This is a genomic window from Bacillus sp. TH19 (genome assembly GCF_016651075.1).
GTDB lineage: Bacteria > Bacillota > Bacilli > Bacillales > Bacillaceae_G > Bacillus_A > Bacillus_A mycoides.
On sequence record NZ_JAEKEO010000007.1, the window covers coordinates 1,876,633 to 1,892,234 of the forward strand.

Annotated in this window: 12 protein-coding genes; 8 read left to right on the top strand and 4 right to left on the bottom strand. The window is 40.3% G+C overall.

Annotated elements, in window-relative coordinates; translation table 11 throughout:
- Nucleotides 1–59: 59 nt before the first annotated feature.
- Nucleotides 60–4,202 carry a Gly-Xaa-Xaa repeat protein gene (locus JFU54_RS13550; protein WP_201064746.1) on the bottom strand — a complete coding sequence of 1,381 codons (4,143 nt, stop codon included), beginning with the start codon at nt 4,200–4,202 and terminating at the stop codon, nt 60–62.
- A 117-nt stretch (nt 4,203–4,319) separates the two neighbouring features.
- Nucleotides 4,320–5,282, bottom strand: a complete 963-nt coding sequence (locus JFU54_RS13555; protein WP_002128613.1) for a tyrosine-type recombinase/integrase — start codon at nt 5,280–5,282, stop codon at nt 4,320–4,322.
- A 113-nt stretch (nt 5,283–5,395) separates the two neighbouring features.
- Here JFU54_RS13555 and spoVK point away from each other — a divergent pair, with 113 nt between their 5' ends.
- On the top strand, nt 5,396–6,352 hold the full coding sequence (spoVK, locus tag JFU54_RS13560; RefSeq protein ID WP_002014481.1) for a stage V sporulation protein K: 957 nt from the start codon (nt 5,396–5,398) through the stop codon (nt 6,350–6,352).
- A 31-nt stretch (nt 6,353–6,383) separates the two neighbouring features.
- Here the strand turns inward: spoVK and JFU54_RS13565 are convergent, their stop codons facing one another.
- Together JFU54_RS13565 and JFU54_RS13570 are read right to left on the bottom strand one after the other, a co-directional pair.
- A complete protein-coding gene (locus JFU54_RS13565) occupies nt 6,384–6,521 on the bottom strand; it encodes a hypothetical protein (protein WP_002087943.1) in 138 nt (45 codons plus the stop codon).
- A gap of 99 nt (nt 6,522–6,620) precedes the next feature.
- On the bottom strand, nt 6,621–7,244 hold the full coding sequence (locus tag JFU54_RS13570; RefSeq protein WP_002014478.1) for a trimeric intracellular cation channel family protein: 624 nt from the start codon (nt 7,242–7,244) through the stop codon (nt 6,621–6,623).
- 92 nt (nt 7,245–7,336) lie between these two features.
- Here JFU54_RS13570 and hflX point away from each other — a divergent pair, with 92 nt between their 5' ends.
- The 7 genes from hflX to JFU54_RS13605 all read left to right on the top strand — a co-directional run bounded on the left by hflX (nt 7,337) and on the right by JFU54_RS13605 (nt 15,575).
- Nucleotides 7,337–8,608 carry a GTPase HflX gene (hflX, locus tag JFU54_RS13575; RefSeq protein WP_002069969.1) on the top strand — a complete coding sequence of 424 codons (1,272 nt, stop codon included), beginning with the start codon at nt 7,337–7,339 and terminating at the stop codon, nt 8,606–8,608.
- Nucleotides 8,601–9,872 (top strand): methionine gamma-lyase family protein, encoded by a 1,272-nt coding sequence (locus JFU54_RS13580; protein ID WP_002128611.1) that lies wholly within the window; start codon nt 8,601–8,603, stop codon nt 9,870–9,872. Before hflX ends, JFU54_RS13580 begins: the two co-directional genes overlap by 8 nt.
- 174 nt (nt 9,873–10,046) lie before the next feature.
- Nucleotides 10,047–10,436 (top strand): transcriptional repressor GlnR, encoded by a 390-nt coding sequence (gene glnR / locus JFU54_RS13585; RefSeq protein ID WP_002014475.1) that lies wholly within the window; start codon nt 10,047–10,049, stop codon nt 10,434–10,436.
- Between the two features lie 48 nt (nt 10,437–10,484).
- A complete protein-coding gene (gene glnA, locus JFU54_RS13590; RefSeq protein WP_002014472.1) occupies nt 10,485–11,819 on the top strand; it encodes a type I glutamate--ammonia ligase in 1,335 nt (444 codons plus the stop codon).
- Between the two features lie 269 nt (nt 11,820–12,088).
- On the top strand, nt 12,089–12,829 hold the full coding sequence (locus JFU54_RS13595) for a YveK family protein (RefSeq protein WP_201064748.1): 741 nt from the start codon (nt 12,089–12,091) through the stop codon (nt 12,827–12,829).
- Complete coding sequence (locus JFU54_RS13600; protein ID WP_201064749.1) at nt 12,778–13,440, top strand: CpsD/CapB family tyrosine-protein kinase; 663 nt, start codon at nt 12,778–12,780, stop codon at nt 13,438–13,440. The genes JFU54_RS13595 and JFU54_RS13600 overlap by 52 nt, the downstream gene beginning before the upstream one ends.
- Before the next feature lie 305 nt (nt 13,441–13,745).
- Complete coding sequence (locus JFU54_RS13605) at nt 13,746–15,575, top strand: polysaccharide biosynthesis protein (RefSeq protein ID WP_201064751.1); 1,830 nt, start codon at nt 13,746–13,748, stop codon at nt 15,573–15,575.
- Nucleotides 15,576–15,602 lie beyond the last annotated feature (27 nt).

Here is a 15,602-nt window from a genome sequence, read left to right on the forward strand (position 1 = left end):
AAAAAAAGAGCGAGTTTCTCGCTCTTTTTTTATTTGTCATAAACAATAAATAGTGAAATTTAAGCGATTCTAAATACAGTAAGACGAATGTTAGTGTTTCCTGTTGCAGGGATCGTAATCTCGTTAAGAGTAGATTGGACAGAAATGTTTGCTCCAGCAGCTAATGTTTCGATTGTAGTAAATGAAAGTGAGTCGCCTATTAGATTTGAAGAGAAGTTGTCAGTAGCAACTGCTCCATTAATTGAAATTCCTACTCCAAGTGGAGCGCATCCTGGCGCAGTTGTAGAAATAGATACGCTAATTACATAAATACCAGCGTTAATAACAGTAACTGTATTTGTGCCGTTAAAGATAATATTGTTTACGTTAATTGCAGTACTAAAAATAAAGTTATTAAATTGGATTACTGTTTGTTGGATGTTGTTTGTTACAACGATTGTTGCTACTGGGAAGCTAGGTCCAGTAGGTCCGGTAACTCCTATACCAGTCGCACCCGTTGGTCCTTGAACACCTTGAGGTCCAGTCGCACCCGTGTTACCTTGAGGTCCAGTAGGTCCAGTAGGTCCAGTAGGTCCGGTAACTCCTATACCAGTCGCACCTGTGTTACCTTGAGCACCTTGAGGTCCGGTAGCACCCGTGTTACCTTGAACACCTTGAGGTCCGGTAGCACCTGTGTTACCTTGAATACCTTGAGGTCCAGTAGGTCCAGGAGGCCCACCAGAAGGTCCGGTAGGTCCGGTAACTCCTATACCAGTCGCACCTGTGTTACCTTGAGCACCTTGAGGTCCGGTAGCACCCGTGTTACCTTGAGCACCTTGAGGTCCGGTAGCACCCGTATTACCTTGAGTGCCTTGAGGTCCGGTAGCACCTGTGTTACCTTGAGGTCCAGTAGCACCCGTGTTACCTTGAGCGCCTTGAGGTCCAGTCGCACCTGTGTTACCTTGAACACCTTGAGATCCGGTAGCACCCGTGTTACCTTGAATACCTTGAGGTCCAGTGGAACCAGTCGCACCCGTGTTACCTTGAGCACCTTGAGGTCCGGTAGCACCCGTGTTACCTTGAGCACCTTGAGGTCCGGTAGCACCCGTGTTACCTTGAGCACCTTGAGGTCCGGTAGCACCTGTGTTACCTTGAGCGCCTTGAGGTCCGGTAGCACCTGTGTTACCTTGAGCGCCTTGAGGTCCGGTAGCACCCGTGTTACCTTGAGGTCCAGTAGGTCCAGGAGGCCCACCAGAAGGTCCAGTAGGTCCGGTAACTCCTATACCAGTAGCACCCGTGTTACCTTGAACGCCTTGAGGTCCAGTGGCACCTGTATTACCTTGAATACCTTGAATACCTTGAATACCTTGAGGTCCGGTAGCACCTGTGTTACCTTGAACGCCTTGAGGTCCAGTAGCACCCGTGTTACCTTGAATACCTTGAGGTCCGGTAGCACCTGTGTTACCTTGAACACCTTGAGGTCCAGTAGCACCCGTGTTACCTTGCGCACCTTGAGGTCCAGTAGCACCTGTGTTACCTTGCGCACCTTGAGGTCCAGTAGCACCTGTGTTACCTTGAACGCCTTGAGGTCCAGTGGAACCAGTGGCACCTGTGTTACCTTGAACGCCTTGAGGTCCAGTAGCACCTGTGTTACCTTGAACGCCTTGAGGTCCAGTAGCACCCGTGTTACCTTGAACGCCTTGGGGTCCAGTGGAACCGGTAGCACCCGTGTTACCTTGAACGCCTTGAGGTCCAGTAGCACCTGTGTTACCTTGAACGCCTTGAGGTCCAGTAGCACCCGTGTTACCTTGAACGCCTTGGGGTCCAGTGGAACCGGTAGCACCCGTGTTACCTTGAACGCCTTGGGGTCCAGTGGAACCGGTAGCACCTGTGTTACCTTGAACGCCTTGAGGTCCAGTAGCACCCGTGTTACCTTGAACGCCTTGGGGTCCAGTGGAACCGGTAGCACCCGTGTTACCTTGAACGCCTTGGGGTCCAGTGGAACCGGTAGCACCCGTGTTACCTTGAACGCCTTGAGGTCCAGTGGAACCAGTAGCACCTGTGTTACCTTGAACGCCTTGAGGTCCAGTGGAACCGGTAGCACCTGTGTTACCTTGAACGCCTTGAGGTCCAGTAGCACCCGTGTTACCTTGAGCACCTTGAGGTCCAGTGGAACCAGTAGCACCCGTGTTACCTTGAACGCCTTGGGGTCCAGTGGAACCGGTAGCACCCGTGTTACCTTGAACGCCTTGGGGTCCAGTGGAACCGGTAGCACCCGTGTTACCTTGAACGCCTTGAGGTCCAGTAGCACCTGTGTTACCTTGCGCACCTTGAGGTCCAGTAGCACCTGTGTTACCTTGCGCACCTTGAGGTCCAGTAGCACCTGTGTTACCTTGAACGCCTTGAGGTCCAGTGGAACCAGTGGCACCTGTGTTACCTTGAACGCCTTGAGGTCCAGTAGCACCTGTGTTACCTTGAACGCCTTGAGGTCCAGTAGCACCCGTGTTACCTTGAACGCCTTGGGGTCCAGTGGAACCGGTAGCACCCGTGTTACCTTGAACGCCTTGAGGTCCAGTCGCACCTGTGTTACCTTGAACGCCTTGAGGTCCAGTAGCACCCGTGTTACCTCTAGGACCAGTGGAACCAGTAGCGCCCGTGTTACCTCTAGGTCCGGTCGCACCAGTAGCACCCGTGTTACCTCTAGGTCCGGTCGCACCAGTAGCGCCCGTGTTACCTCTAGGTCCGGTCGCACCAGTCGCACCCGTGTTACCTTGAGCACCTTGAGGTCCAGTGGAACCAGTCGCACCTGTGTTACCTTGAACACCTTGAGGTCCAGTGGAACCAGTCGCACCTGTGTTACCTCTAGGTCCGGTAGCACCAGTAGCGCCCGTGTTACCTCTAGGTCCGGTAGCACCAGTCACGCCCGTGTTACCTCTAGGTCCGGTCGCACCAGTAGCGCCCGTGTTACCTCTAGGTCCGGTCGCGCCAGTAGCGCCCGTGTTACCTCTAGGTCCGGTCGCACCAGTAGCGCCCGTGTTACCTCTAGGTCCGGTCGCACCAGTAGCGCCCGTGTTACCTCTAGGTCCGGTCGCACCAGTAGCGCCCGTGTTACCTCTAGGTCCGGTCGCACCAGTAGCGCCCGTGTTACCTCTAGGACCAGTGGAACCAGTAGCGCCCGTGTTACCTCTAGGTCCGGTCGCACCAGTAGCGCCCGTGTTACCTCTAGGTCCGGTCGCACCAGTAGCGCCCGTGTTACCTCTAGGACCAGTGGAACCAGTAGCGCCCGTGTTACCTCTAGGTCCGGTCGCACCAGTAGCACCCGTGTTACCTCTAGGTCCGGTCGCACCAGTAGCGCCCGTGTTACCTCTAGGTCCGGTCGCACCAGTAGCACCTGTGTTACCTCTAGGTCCGGTCGCACCAGTAGCGCCCGTGTTACCTCTAGGTCCGGTAGCACCAGTAGCGCCCGTGTTACCTCTAGGACCAGTGGAACCAGTAGCGCCCGTGTTACCTCTAGGTCCGGTAGCACCAGTAGCACCCGTGTTACCTCTAGGTCCGGTAGCACCAGTAGCGCCCGTGTTACCTCTAGGTCCGGTCGCACCAGTAGCACCTGTGTTACCTCTAGGTCCGGTCGCACCAGTAGCGCCCGTGTTACCTCTAGGTCCGGTAGCACCAGTAGCGCCCGTGTTACCTCTAGGTCCGGTAGCACCAGTAGCGCCCGTGTTACCTCTAGGTCCAGTAGGTCCAGTAGGTCCTCTGCCGAACGAAGCTGAATTAACTAGAGTAGTTTGTAACTCTGCAATTAATTTAAGGAGTTCTTGGAGTGTACAAGGATCAATTCGGAATAACTTTGTAATGTAAAGTAAATAATTAATTAAAATTTGAAGTTCAACAAATACAGCACTTGCTACGAAGGTTGGATTTTTTAATATAGTTATTAAGTTTTTAATGATGGCTAATCCTTGTGCTTTCAGAGCGGAAGTAGTGTCTAGTGAACAGATGAATTTGCTTAGTAGGTGCAATGTATCTATTAGATTCTCAATGTTTTTGGGAGATGGATTGGCGAAAAGTTTAGGGATTATTTTTATTAAATCGTTAATGATTGCACGGAATGTTCTAATTTGCGCTTTAGTAATTGGAATCGTTGGGGTAGTTGGAATTCGTCCAGCGCTAGTTGGAAAGCATGGATTGGAGTATTTATTTTGATTGTCGTTAAAGCGAGACATTAAATCTCTCCTTTCTAATAAGAGTGTGAACGAAACTCATCATAGTAGATGCAGAGAGTGGTTAAATGGTCATAGTGAAATGGATTCTTTCGAGAAAAAAATAAAAAAAACGCCTTATTATAGGGCGTTTTTTTTATTTTCAGCATATTGATAATATCGCTTTAGTGAAATTTTTGATTTGAAGCCAACTAATTTTATGATTTCTGGCTCTGGGGTTTGTTTTTTTATTAGGCGTAAAATAAACGTGTTCCGGAAATGTTGTCCAGAAATGCCTTTACGTAAATTCGCTCTTGCTACTTCAAGTCGGATCATTTTTTGGATAGCGATTTCTGTTAGTGCTTTTGGTGCATCGTTTTCGTATACCCATCTGTATGTTCCGCGGTTAAAATCGAATGCAACAAACAACGGGTCATTACTATGGTATTTAGGACGAACTGGTTCTGGAATACTTTTATAATATGTGTACAGTTGTTTTTTGTCTTCGATTGCTAATGTGATTGTTCTTTCTACTCCTGCGGTTGCTGGAATAGAAAGTGTATTAGTTTCAAAATGAACGTGATGCATAGTTAATGCTGTAAGCTCTTGTAAGGATAGTCCGTAGTCGATTAATATACTTAAAATGGCGATATTACGATCCATTAATAATGGACGAACGGGACGTTGTTTTTCTGAAAGTCCTTCTAATGAAGTGACTATATGCTTTAATCTTTTTTCTTCATCGGATGAAATGAAATCTTCATTACGCAATGCACGGTTTGGTTGAATAGTAATTTCCATATCATTCAATGGATTTGGAATGTTAAGAAAATGATGCATTCTATTTAATACAATAAATACACGATGCATTGTTTTCTCAGAGTAGTGTCGATTCTTTTTTAAGTCTGAAAAGTAATCTTCATAGTCTTTTGTACAAAGTGTTGCCCATATATTACTGGAAGGGAGCTTTTTGTTTTTTTCTAACCAATGTCCAAAATCTTCAATGTCATAAACATAACGTTTAATGGTTGAAGACTTTCGGCCTTTATTCAATAAAAAAATAGAAAAGGCTTGTATTGTATCATGGAATTCCGTTGTTTCCATAGTCCCACCACCTTGATTATTTCTTATATTATAGCAAACTTTTCTGAAAATAGGCATTTGCAAGAGGGACTGGAATAATAATATTTGGTGAGTGGATAAAATGAGGTGATTGTATGGAGCAATCGATGCGTAAGAAAAATAACAATCAAATTAATATTGTATTAAACCATCGAAAGAAAATTTCGTTACCGGCATCAGAAAATAAAACGGTAATTTCAAGTGAAACCACTACTAAACATGAGATGTTGCAGAGAATTGAAGAAGAGATGGGAAAGCTTGTTGGGATGGATGAAATAAAAAAGATAATAAAAGAAATTTATGCTTGGATTTATGTAAATAAAAAAAGGCAAGAGATGGGGTTGAAATCTGAGAAGCAAGTGCTTCACATGTTATTTAGGGGGAATCCCGGTACTGGGAAGACAACCGTTGCTAGAATGATAGGGAAATTGTTGTTTGAGATGAATATTTTATCGAAGGGGCATTTAGTTGAAGCAGAACGTGCTGATCTTGTGGGGGAGTATATCGGTCATACAGCGCAAAAGACGAGAGATTTAATAAAAAAGGCCATGGGAGGTATTTTGTTTATTGATGAGGCGTATTCTTTAGCGCGGGGGGGAGAGAAGGATTTTGGGAAGGAAGCTATTGATACACTTGTGAAGCATATGGAAGATAAGCAGCACGGTTTTGTATTAATTTTAGCTGGATATTCAAGAGAGATGAATCATTTTCTTTCATTAAATCCAGGGTTACAATCTCGTTTTCCATTTATTATTGAATTTGCGGATTACTCGGTAAATCAGCTGTTGGAAATTGGAAAGAGAATGTATGAGGAGCGTGAATATCAGTTATCTAAAGAAGCGGAGTGGAAATTTCGAGATCATTTACATGCGGTAAAGTATTCGTCGCAAATTACATCGTTTAGTAATGGGCGATACGTACGGAATATTGTTGAAAAATCGATTCGTACACAAGCTATGCGATTGTTACAAGAGGATACGTATGATAAATATGATTTAATTGGGATATCAAGTATGGATTTAATGCTTGAAGAGGAGACGCACAGTACGTAAACTGTGCGTCTGTTTTTATGCATAAGTTCGTTTACTCTTTTTTTGCTTTTTCTTGGTGAGTTTTATGAAGACGTTCCATTTTAGCGCTCTTTTCGTGCGCTGAATTTGGATCATGTCCAAATTGGTTTACTGAGCTTTTTTGAGCTCCTTTATTAACATGGTTTGTCATTTGCATTCACCTCGCTTTAAAAATTAGTATAAACATTATGTAAAGAAAAACTCGTTAGAAAAGAAAAACCTCTTTACGATATGTAAAGAGGTTAGATTGCTATTTATGCATTGAGCGCTCCTTTGTATCGATGCGTCTATGCGGTAAATGCCATTTGTAATGAATAGAAACCATGCGGAAGCAAACAATTAAAATGAATAAGGTGTATAGAGCCCAATCGCTAACGATGACTTTAGCGCCAATCAAAAAACCGGCTAAAATCGTCCAAAACGCATATACATCAGCTCGAAGGACGAGAGGTTTTCTACGTGCTAAAAGATCACGAATAATACCGCCGCCAATGCCAGTTAAAACAGCAGCTACAATTGTAGCGCTAATTGGTAAATTTAATTTTTGGGCGTATAGAGCTCCTTGTACGGCGAACGCTGATAAGCCGATGGCATCTGTGATGTTTTCCCACTTTTTCCAATGCTTAATTAATTTATTAGGAAAAAGAAAAATGATTGTCATTGATAATAGTGCGATTTGGAATAACATGTCTTGTTGCCAAAACGCGACGATTGGATAACCGATTAATAAATTACGAAGGGCACCGCCCCCAAATGCGGTTGCCATTCCTAAAATATATACCCCGAAAATATCATAATCCTCTTCCATTGCAACAATGGCTCCGCTTAGTGCGAAAGCGATTGTGCCTATGATGCTAAAAATCTCCCATGCCATGAATTTTCTCCCCCGCTAACTAGATGAAATGTGCTTCCTCTGCTATTATATTAGAAGGTTTAAATTTCGAAAAGGATGAGTGAACATATTTGATGGAAGAAAAAGAAAAAATCATATTAGTTGGCTGTCAATTGCCACAAGATGATGATGAAAAATTTATGCATTCCATGAAAGAGCTTGCATCGCTAGCGAAAACTGCGCGAGCGGAAGTGTTAGTATCAACGACGCAAAAGCGCCCAAAGTTTCATCCGGCGACTTATATAGGAAAAGGTAAACTAGAAGAGCTTGCAGCGTTGACGGAAGAATTAGAACCAGCTGTTATTGTTTTTAATAATGAGTTAACACCAAGTCAAATTCGGAATTTATCTTCAGTATTAGATGCGAGAGTGATTGACCGAACGCAGTTAATACTAGATATTTTTGCGCAACGTGCGAAATCGAGAGAGGGTAAGCTTCAAGTAGAATTAGCTCAATTGCAATATACAATGCCGCGCCTTATGGGACAAGGTCTTGCTTTATCGCGTCTTGGTGGTGGAATTGGTACAAGGGGACCAGGAGAGACGAAGCTTGAGACAGATCGTCGTCATATTCGATCTCGTATTGATGAAATAAAGAGACAACTTGCGGTTGTTGTGGAGCATCGAAAGAGATATCGTGAGAGAAGAAAAGATAATAAAGTGTTTCAAGTTGCGTTAATTGGGTATACAAATGCAGGAAAATCTACGTTGTTTAATAGATTAACGGAAGCTGATACGTTTGAAGAAAACTTATTGTTTGCAACGCTAGATCCGACGACAAGAAAGATGCCGCTACCTTCTGGTTATACAGTGCTTTTGACTGATACGGTTGGTTTTATACAAGATTTACCTACGTCACTAATTGCTGCTTTTCGATCTACGTTAGAAGAAGCTGGGGAAGCGGATGTTATTTTACATGTTGTTGATTCTGCAGATCCTAATTATGTAGGGCATGAGCAGACAGTAAAACAATTATTGTCGGACCTTGAAATTAATCGTATTCCTATTATTACGTTATATAATAAAAAAGATAAATTGCATCAAAACTTCATTCCATTTCCGAAAAGTGATTTCTTAATGACTAGTGCTTTTGAAGAAAGTGATTTATTGCGTATAAAAGAAGCGCTAGAAACGAAGATGAAGGAAGAAATGGATGATTATCAAGTGGAAATCCCTCCGAGTGAAGGTAGGTTATTAACGCTTTTAAAGACAGAAACAATATTAACTAAAATGGAGTTTCTAGAAGATAAATTTGTATATGATTGTACAGGGTATATATTTGCTCATTCATCGCTTAAGGGGCAATTAAAGAGATTTTTAGTGGAAGAAGGAGAAAATAATGTTTGATCGTTTGAAAAATGGAGAAAAAATTGCTCCAATCGTAAAAGAAGTAGAAAGTCAAATTATAGAAGTGCATAAACATGTGGATGAAGTGATTGAGAGTAACCAATTTCGTGTATTAGAAAGTTTTCGTAAACACAAAATTAGCGATTCGCATTTTATTCCGACGACAGGTTATGGTTATGATGATATTGGTCGTGACACGTTAGAAAAAGTGTATGCTGATGTATTTGGGGCAGAAGCGGGTCTTGTTCGTCCGCAAATTATTTCAGGTACTCACGCAATTTCGACAGCTCTATTCGGTATTTTACGTCCAGGAGATGAACTGCTATACATAACAGGAAAACCATATGATACGTTAGAAGAAATCGTTGGTGTACGCGGAAAAGGTGTAGGCTCATTTAAAGAATATAATATTGGTTATAACGCAGTTCCGTTAACTGAAGAGGGATTTGTGGACTTTGAAGCTGTTGCAGCTGCGATCCATAGTAATACGAAGATGATTGGTATTCAGCGTTCAAAAGGATATGCTACTCGTCCGTCGTTTACTGTTTCACAAATTAAAGAGATGATTGCGTTTGTGAAAGAGATTAAACCTGATGTTGTTGTATTTGTAGATAACTGCTATGGCGAATTTATTGAAGAAGAAGAGCCATGTCATGTTGGTGCGGACTTAATGGCAGGCTCTCTTATTAAGAATCCTGGCGGTGGAATTGTTAAAACTGGTGGTTACATTGTTGGTAAAGAGCAGTATGTTGAAGCGTGTGCATATCGTCTAACATCTCCAGGAATCGGTGCGGAAGCAGGGGCATCTTTATACAGTTTGCAAGAAATGTATCAAGGTTTCTTCTTAGCGCCGCATGTAGCGGGACAAGCGCTAAAAGGTGCGATTTTTACAGCTGCATTTTTAGGAAAGTTAGGGATGAATACATCACCAGCTTGGAATGCACCAAGAACAGATTTAATTCAGTCTGTTCAATTTGATGATAAAGATCGTATGATTGCGTTCTGTCAAGCGATTCAATATGCATCTCCAATTAATTCTCATTTCACTCCATATGCAAACTATATGCCGGGTTATGAAGATGATGTAATTATGGCTGCGGGGACGTTTATTCAAGGTGCAAGTATTGAGCTGTCGGCTGATGGTCCGATTCGTCCACCTTATGTTGCTTACGTGCAAGGTGGGTTAACTTATTCGCATGTAAAGATTGCTATTTGTTCTGCGATTGATGCGTTAATTGAAAAAAAACTATTAACAATTTCTTAAAGGAAAGCTGTCGATTTCGGCAGCTTTTTTCGTGTGAAAGTAATGATTTGTGCCATTAGAAAGAAAATGAAAAAATTCACAAAAAAACCATGTAAGAAAAGCTAACATCTATTGACACTAAACATAACATGGTATAAAATGAGAAACAGTTAAGGCGAAGGAGGAACTGAAACAATGAAAGAAGATAGACGTTCTGCTCCGCTGTTTCCAATTGGTATTGTAATGGATTTAACACAATTATCTGCACGTCAAATTCGCTACTATGAAGAGCATAATCTTATTTTTCCAACCCGTACAAAAGGGAATCGTAGATTATTTTCATTTAACGATGTAGATAAATTGTTGGAAATTAAAGATTTGTTAGATCAAGGCTTAAATATGGCCGGAATTAAACAAGTATTGCAAATGAAAGAAAATCAAACAGAAGCAGTGAAAGTAAAAGAAGAAACGAAAGAAATTTCAAAATCCGAGCTTCGCAAAATTCTTCGAGATGAACTACAACATACAGGTAGATTTAATCGGACCTCATTGCGACAAGGTGACATTTCAAGGTTTTTTCACTAAAGATAACTGATTCTGAAGGTGTTTAGAGGGACTAAGGAGGAATTTATAATGGCTAGGTACACAAAAGAAGATATTTTCCGTTTGGCGAAAGAAGAGAATGTAAAGTATATCCGTTTGCAATTTACGGACCTTTTAGGGGTAATTAAAAACGTAGAAATTCCAGTGAGCCAATTAACAAAAGCTCTTGATAACAAAATGATGTTTGATGGATCTTCTATTGAAGGTTTCGTACGTATTGAAGAATCTGATATGTATTTATATCCGGATTTAGATACTTGGGTAATTTTCCCTTGGACAGCTGAAAAAGGTAAAGTAGCTCGTTTAATCTGTGATATTTACAATGCTGATGGTACTCCATTTGATGGCGACCCACGTAACAACTTAAAGCGTGTGTTAAAAGAAATGGAAGCATTAGGATTCTCAGATTTCAATCTTGGACCAGAGCCAGAATTCTTCCTATTTAAAGTTGATGAAAAAGGAAATCCAACATTAGAATTAAACGATAACGGTGGATACTTCGACCTTGCGCCGATGGATCTAGGGGAAAACTGTCGTCGTGATATCGTTCTTGAACTTGAAGAAATGGGCTTTGAAATTGAAGCATCTCACCATGAGGTTGCGCCAGGTCAACATGAAATTGACTTTAAATATGCAAATGCAATTCGCTCATGTGATGACATTCAAACATTCAAGCTTGTTGTAAGAACGATTGCTCGTAAACATGGTTTACACGCAACATTTATGCCGAAACCATTATACGGTGTGAACGGTTCAGGTATGCACTGTAACTTATCACTATTTAAAAATGGTGAGAACGTATTCTTCGATCAAAACGGTGATTTACAATTAAGTGATGATGCTCGTCACTTCATCGCAGGTATTTTAAAACATGCGCCAGCATTTACAGCGGTAGCAAACCCAACTGTAAACTCTTACAAGCGTTTAGTACCTGGATATGAAGCTCCATGTTACGTAGCATGGTCTGCACAAAACCGTAGTCCATTAGTGCGTATCCCTGCATCTCGTGGTATTAGCACACGCGTAGAAGTACGTAGTGTTGACCCAGCTGCAAACCCGTATTTAGTAATGGCTACATTATTAGCAGCAGGTCTTGATGGAATTAAAAACAAATTAACTCCACCAGCTGCAGTAGACCGTAACATCTACGTAATGACAAAAGAAGAGCGTGAAGAAGCAGGTATCGTTGACTTACCAGCAACATTAGCGCAAGCGTTAGTTACTTTACAATCTAATGAAATCGTATGTGGCGCATTAGGTGATCATTTACTTGAACACTTCATTGAAGCAAAAGAAATTGAGTGGGATATTTTCCGCACGCAAGTTCACCAATGGGAACGCGACCAATATATGTCTCTATACTAAGAGAGAAAAAAGCCCTAATACTACGGTATTAGGGCTTTTTCGTCATTTATCTACAGTGAAAAAACACGAATATTGTCGCATTTTTTTTAGTGTCATCAGGAAGTAATTTAGTGAAAATAATTTGTGTTGACTCGTTCTGTATAAAGAACTAAAATGGCATTAACTAGAAATGTTTGTATATTAAAAAGAATGAAAATATTGTTTTTTTCTTAAGTTTTCGATGTCAATTTCAAGTTGAAGCTCATTGGTTTTAAATGAGGAGGGAAGTTATGGATAAGGAAATAAATTTGAAAAATCTATTTACTATTATACGGAAAAGAATTTGGATCATTCTATTATTTACAACTCTCACAACAGTAGCAGGAGCGATGTATACTATATATGTAAAAACACCATTATATGCCTCTTCAGCAAGAGTTATTGTTCAAGCTAATGCTGAAACGATGAATACATTGAAAGCGATGGTAAATGAGCCTGTAATATTAGAAAAAGTGGCTGCTGAATTGAATATTAACAGATCTGCAGGTGCATTAAGTGGACAAATAAGTACAGAAAGTGTGCAAGGGTCCCAGATTATGAGAATAAATGTAGTGGATATAGATCCTGTGCTTGCTCATAAAATTGCAAATACTACAGCCACTGTTTATAAGAAAGAAGTAGCGAATATACTGAATTTTAATAATGTGAGTATATTACCAGAAGACCCAGTTCAAAAACATTCTATGCCTATAAATATAAATCACCTTAAGACGATACTAATTGCATTCGCTATAGGTATGGTGCTCAGTATTGGATTCATTTTTTTATTGGATTCACTTGATGAGAGAATCCAATCGGAACGGCGAATTGAACAATTGTTAGATGTCCCTGTTTTGGGCGGAATATCTAAAATGAATAGAAAAAATGTGAAAGACAAATTCAGTAAAAAAAATACGGTATTATTGGGGGAGGGAACGGAGTGGCTTACAAAAATAGACGAAAAACAAATAAAGTTAAAGGAGAAAGTATAATTGTACATACCGCTCCAAGATCGAAAATTTCGGAGCAGTATCGTTCGCTTCGAACAAACCTTCAATTATCTTCATCTATTCATAAAAGCAGAACTATAGTTATAACTTCTCCGAGGTATGGTGAAGGAAAATCAACGATTACAGTTAATTTAGCAGTCTCAATAGCACAAAAAGGTGAAAAAGTATTGGTAATAGATGCAAATTTACGAACACCAACGATTCATGAAATGTTTGGGGTAGAAAATACAATTGGATTAATTGATATATTGAACGGAAAAACAACTTTAGAGGGCGCCGTGAAAAAAACAGAGATGGAAAGTCTGGATGTATTAACTAGCGGACCAGTACCATTTAATCCATCTGAAGTGCTTAGTTCAGATGCAATGGATATGTTAATTCAAAAGGCGCTGGAACGATACGATATTATATTATTTGATTCTTCTCCTGTACTAGAAGTAACGGATACGAGTGTATTGGCTGATAAATGTGAAGGTGTATTATTGGTGATCCGTTATAATCATACTGTGAATGAAGATGCGCTTGAAATGAAAAGGGCGTTAAGTTTTACGAAAAGTAGGATATTAGGTGCGATTTTGAATGGAAAAGTATAAATAACATAAATGTACTTTAGAAAAATGAATTTAATATCCTTATATCAGGATGTTCTTTATAAAGAATTTTTTAAAGGGATACGATGTGGTGATGTCTCCTTACCGCTATCAACGGAGGCACTCGATTATGCTGTGGGTTGTGAAAACAACCTTAGATGCGAGTCATCAAGAGTGTAATGTGAGGGAGGGTTAGATGCCCCTATTTTATTAAAGTTTCTAACTATGTGTTTTTAATAAAGAGAATATAGTTAGAAACTTTAAATTTGAAAGAGTTAAGTATGGAATTGATTAAAGGAGGAAGTTACATGACGTATCGACGGAGGATATCGTTATTGCTTTTAATGGATTCAATGATTGTGTTAAGTGCTATTTTCTTTAGTTATTTCTTTGTAAATGCTAGCTTTAGTGTTATCACTTTATCATCAATTATTAGCTCTATCACTCTATTAGTCAGTCATCATTTATTTGCTTTAATATATAAGTTGTATAATAAAGCTTGGGAATATGCAAGTATAGGAGAATTACTCATTATATGCAAAGTTGTTACATTTTCTATAATTGCTACAGCAGTTGTGCAGCAACTAATCATGCCAAAAATGTATTTTCGGCTGTTAGTTGTAACTTGGATGATTCATATTTTATTAATTGGTGGTTCACGTTTTATATGGAGAATGTACAGAGATATTTATTATGTAAAAAAGGGTGATAAAAAAAGAACGTTAATTGTTGGTGCGGGATCTGCTGGGACAATGGTTGCAAGGCAGTTGTTGAAGAATAGTGCCGCTGAATTAATGCCAGTCGCATTTATCGATGACAATGCAAAAAAACATAATCTTGATATTTGGGGTATTCCAGTAATTGGTGGTATGAATCAAATTGAGTACACTGTTAAAAAACTGAATATTGAAATAATTATTTTGGCAATCCCCTCATTAAACAAAAGAGAGCAAAATGTTATTTTGAAAAGATGTTTAAAAACAGAAGTGAAAACTCAAATTCTTCCGATGTTAGAAGACTTAGTAACGGGTAAAGTATCGGTGAACGAATTCAGGGATGTTCAAGTAGAGGATTTATTAGGGCGTGATTCTGTAGAACTTGATGTGGATATTATTTCAGATTATATAACTGACAAGGTTATTTTAGTTACTGGTGCAGGAGGTTCAATTGGTTCGGAAATTTGTAGACAAATTGCAAAATTTAGGCCGAAAAAGTTGATTTTACTAGGGCATGGGGAGAACAGTATTTATTCTATAGAAATGGAATTAAACAGAAAATATGGAGATATGAAAGGCACGTTTATTCCTGAAATCGCAGATATACAAGATGAAAAGAAGATGCAATTAATTATGAGCAAACATCTTCCGAATGTTGTATATCATGCAGCTGCACATAAACATGTACCACTAATGGAGAATAATCCTGAAGAGGCTGTTAAAAATAATTTGATTGGAACTATGAATGTATCAGAGGCGGCGAGAGCACATGGAGTAGGAACGTTTGTTATGATTTCCTCTGATAAAGCTGTGAACCCGACGAGTGTTATGGGAGCAACAAAGAAATTAGCTGAGATGGTAATTCAACATAAAGATAAAATAAGTCATACAAAGTTTGTTACTGTACGCTTTGGGAATGTCTTAGGAAGTAGAGGGAGTGTTATACCTTTATTTAAGAAGCAAATTCAAAATGGTGGACCAGTTACAGTTACTCATCCTGATATGGTTCGGTATTTTATGACAATCCCGGAAGCATCAAGACTCGTAGTGCAAGCTGGTGCTTTAGCTAAAGGTGGAGAGATTTTTGTATTGGATATGGGAGAACCAGTGAAAATAGTCGACCTTGCCAAAAATCTTATTCGATTATCAGGAAATTCTGTGGATGAAATAGGAATAGAATTTACTGGTATACGCCCAGGGGAGAAACTTTTTGAAGAATTACTAAAAGAAGATGAAATGAATGAAAAGCAAATTCATCCGAGGATTTACGTAGGACAAGAAATGAATGTTCGTATAGAAGAAATTGAAGAGTTTATTTCAAGTTATACAGATTTAAACGAAGTAGAATTAAGAAAACGATTGTTAAAGTTAGTAAATCAGCGTAAAACTTTAAAACTGTTAATACCTGTATCAGGTCAATAGAAAAAATTTATATAAGACGGGTGCGTG

Coding starts and splice junctions, on each gene's coding strand:
- JFU54_RS13550 (WP_201064746.1), bottom strand. CDS start 4,202: ATGTCTCGCTTTAACGACAATCAAAATAAATACTCCAATCCATGCTTT.
- JFU54_RS13555 (WP_002128613.1), bottom strand. CDS start 5,282: ATGGAAACAACGGAATTCCATGATACAATACAAGCCTTTTCTATTTTT.
- spoVK (WP_002014481.1), top strand. CDS start 5,396: ATGGAGCAATCGATGCGTAAGAAAAATAACAATCAAATTAATATTGTA.
- JFU54_RS13565 (WP_002087943.1), bottom strand. CDS start 6,521: ATGACAAACCATGTTAATAAAGGAGCTCAAAAAAGCTCAGTAAACCAA.
- JFU54_RS13570 (WP_002014478.1), bottom strand. CDS start 7,244: ATGGCATGGGAGATTTTTAGCATCATAGGCACAATCGCTTTCGCACTA.
- hflX (WP_002069969.1), top strand. CDS start 7,337: ATGGAAGAAAAAGAAAAAATCATATTAGTTGGCTGTCAATTGCCACAA.
- JFU54_RS13580 (WP_002128611.1), top strand. CDS start 8,601: ATGTTTGATCGTTTGAAAAATGGAGAAAAAATTGCTCCAATCGTAAAA.
- glnR (WP_002014475.1), top strand. CDS start 10,047: ATGAAAGAAGATAGACGTTCTGCTCCGCTGTTTCCAATTGGTATTGTA.
- glnA (WP_002014472.1), top strand. CDS start 10,485: ATGGCTAGGTACACAAAAGAAGATATTTTCCGTTTGGCGAAAGAAGAG.
- JFU54_RS13595 (WP_201064748.1), top strand. CDS start 12,089: ATGGATAAGGAAATAAATTTGAAAAATCTATTTACTATTATACGGAAA.
- JFU54_RS13605 (WP_201064751.1), top strand. CDS start 13,746: ATGACGTATCGACGGAGGATATCGTTATTGCTTTTAATGGATTCAATG.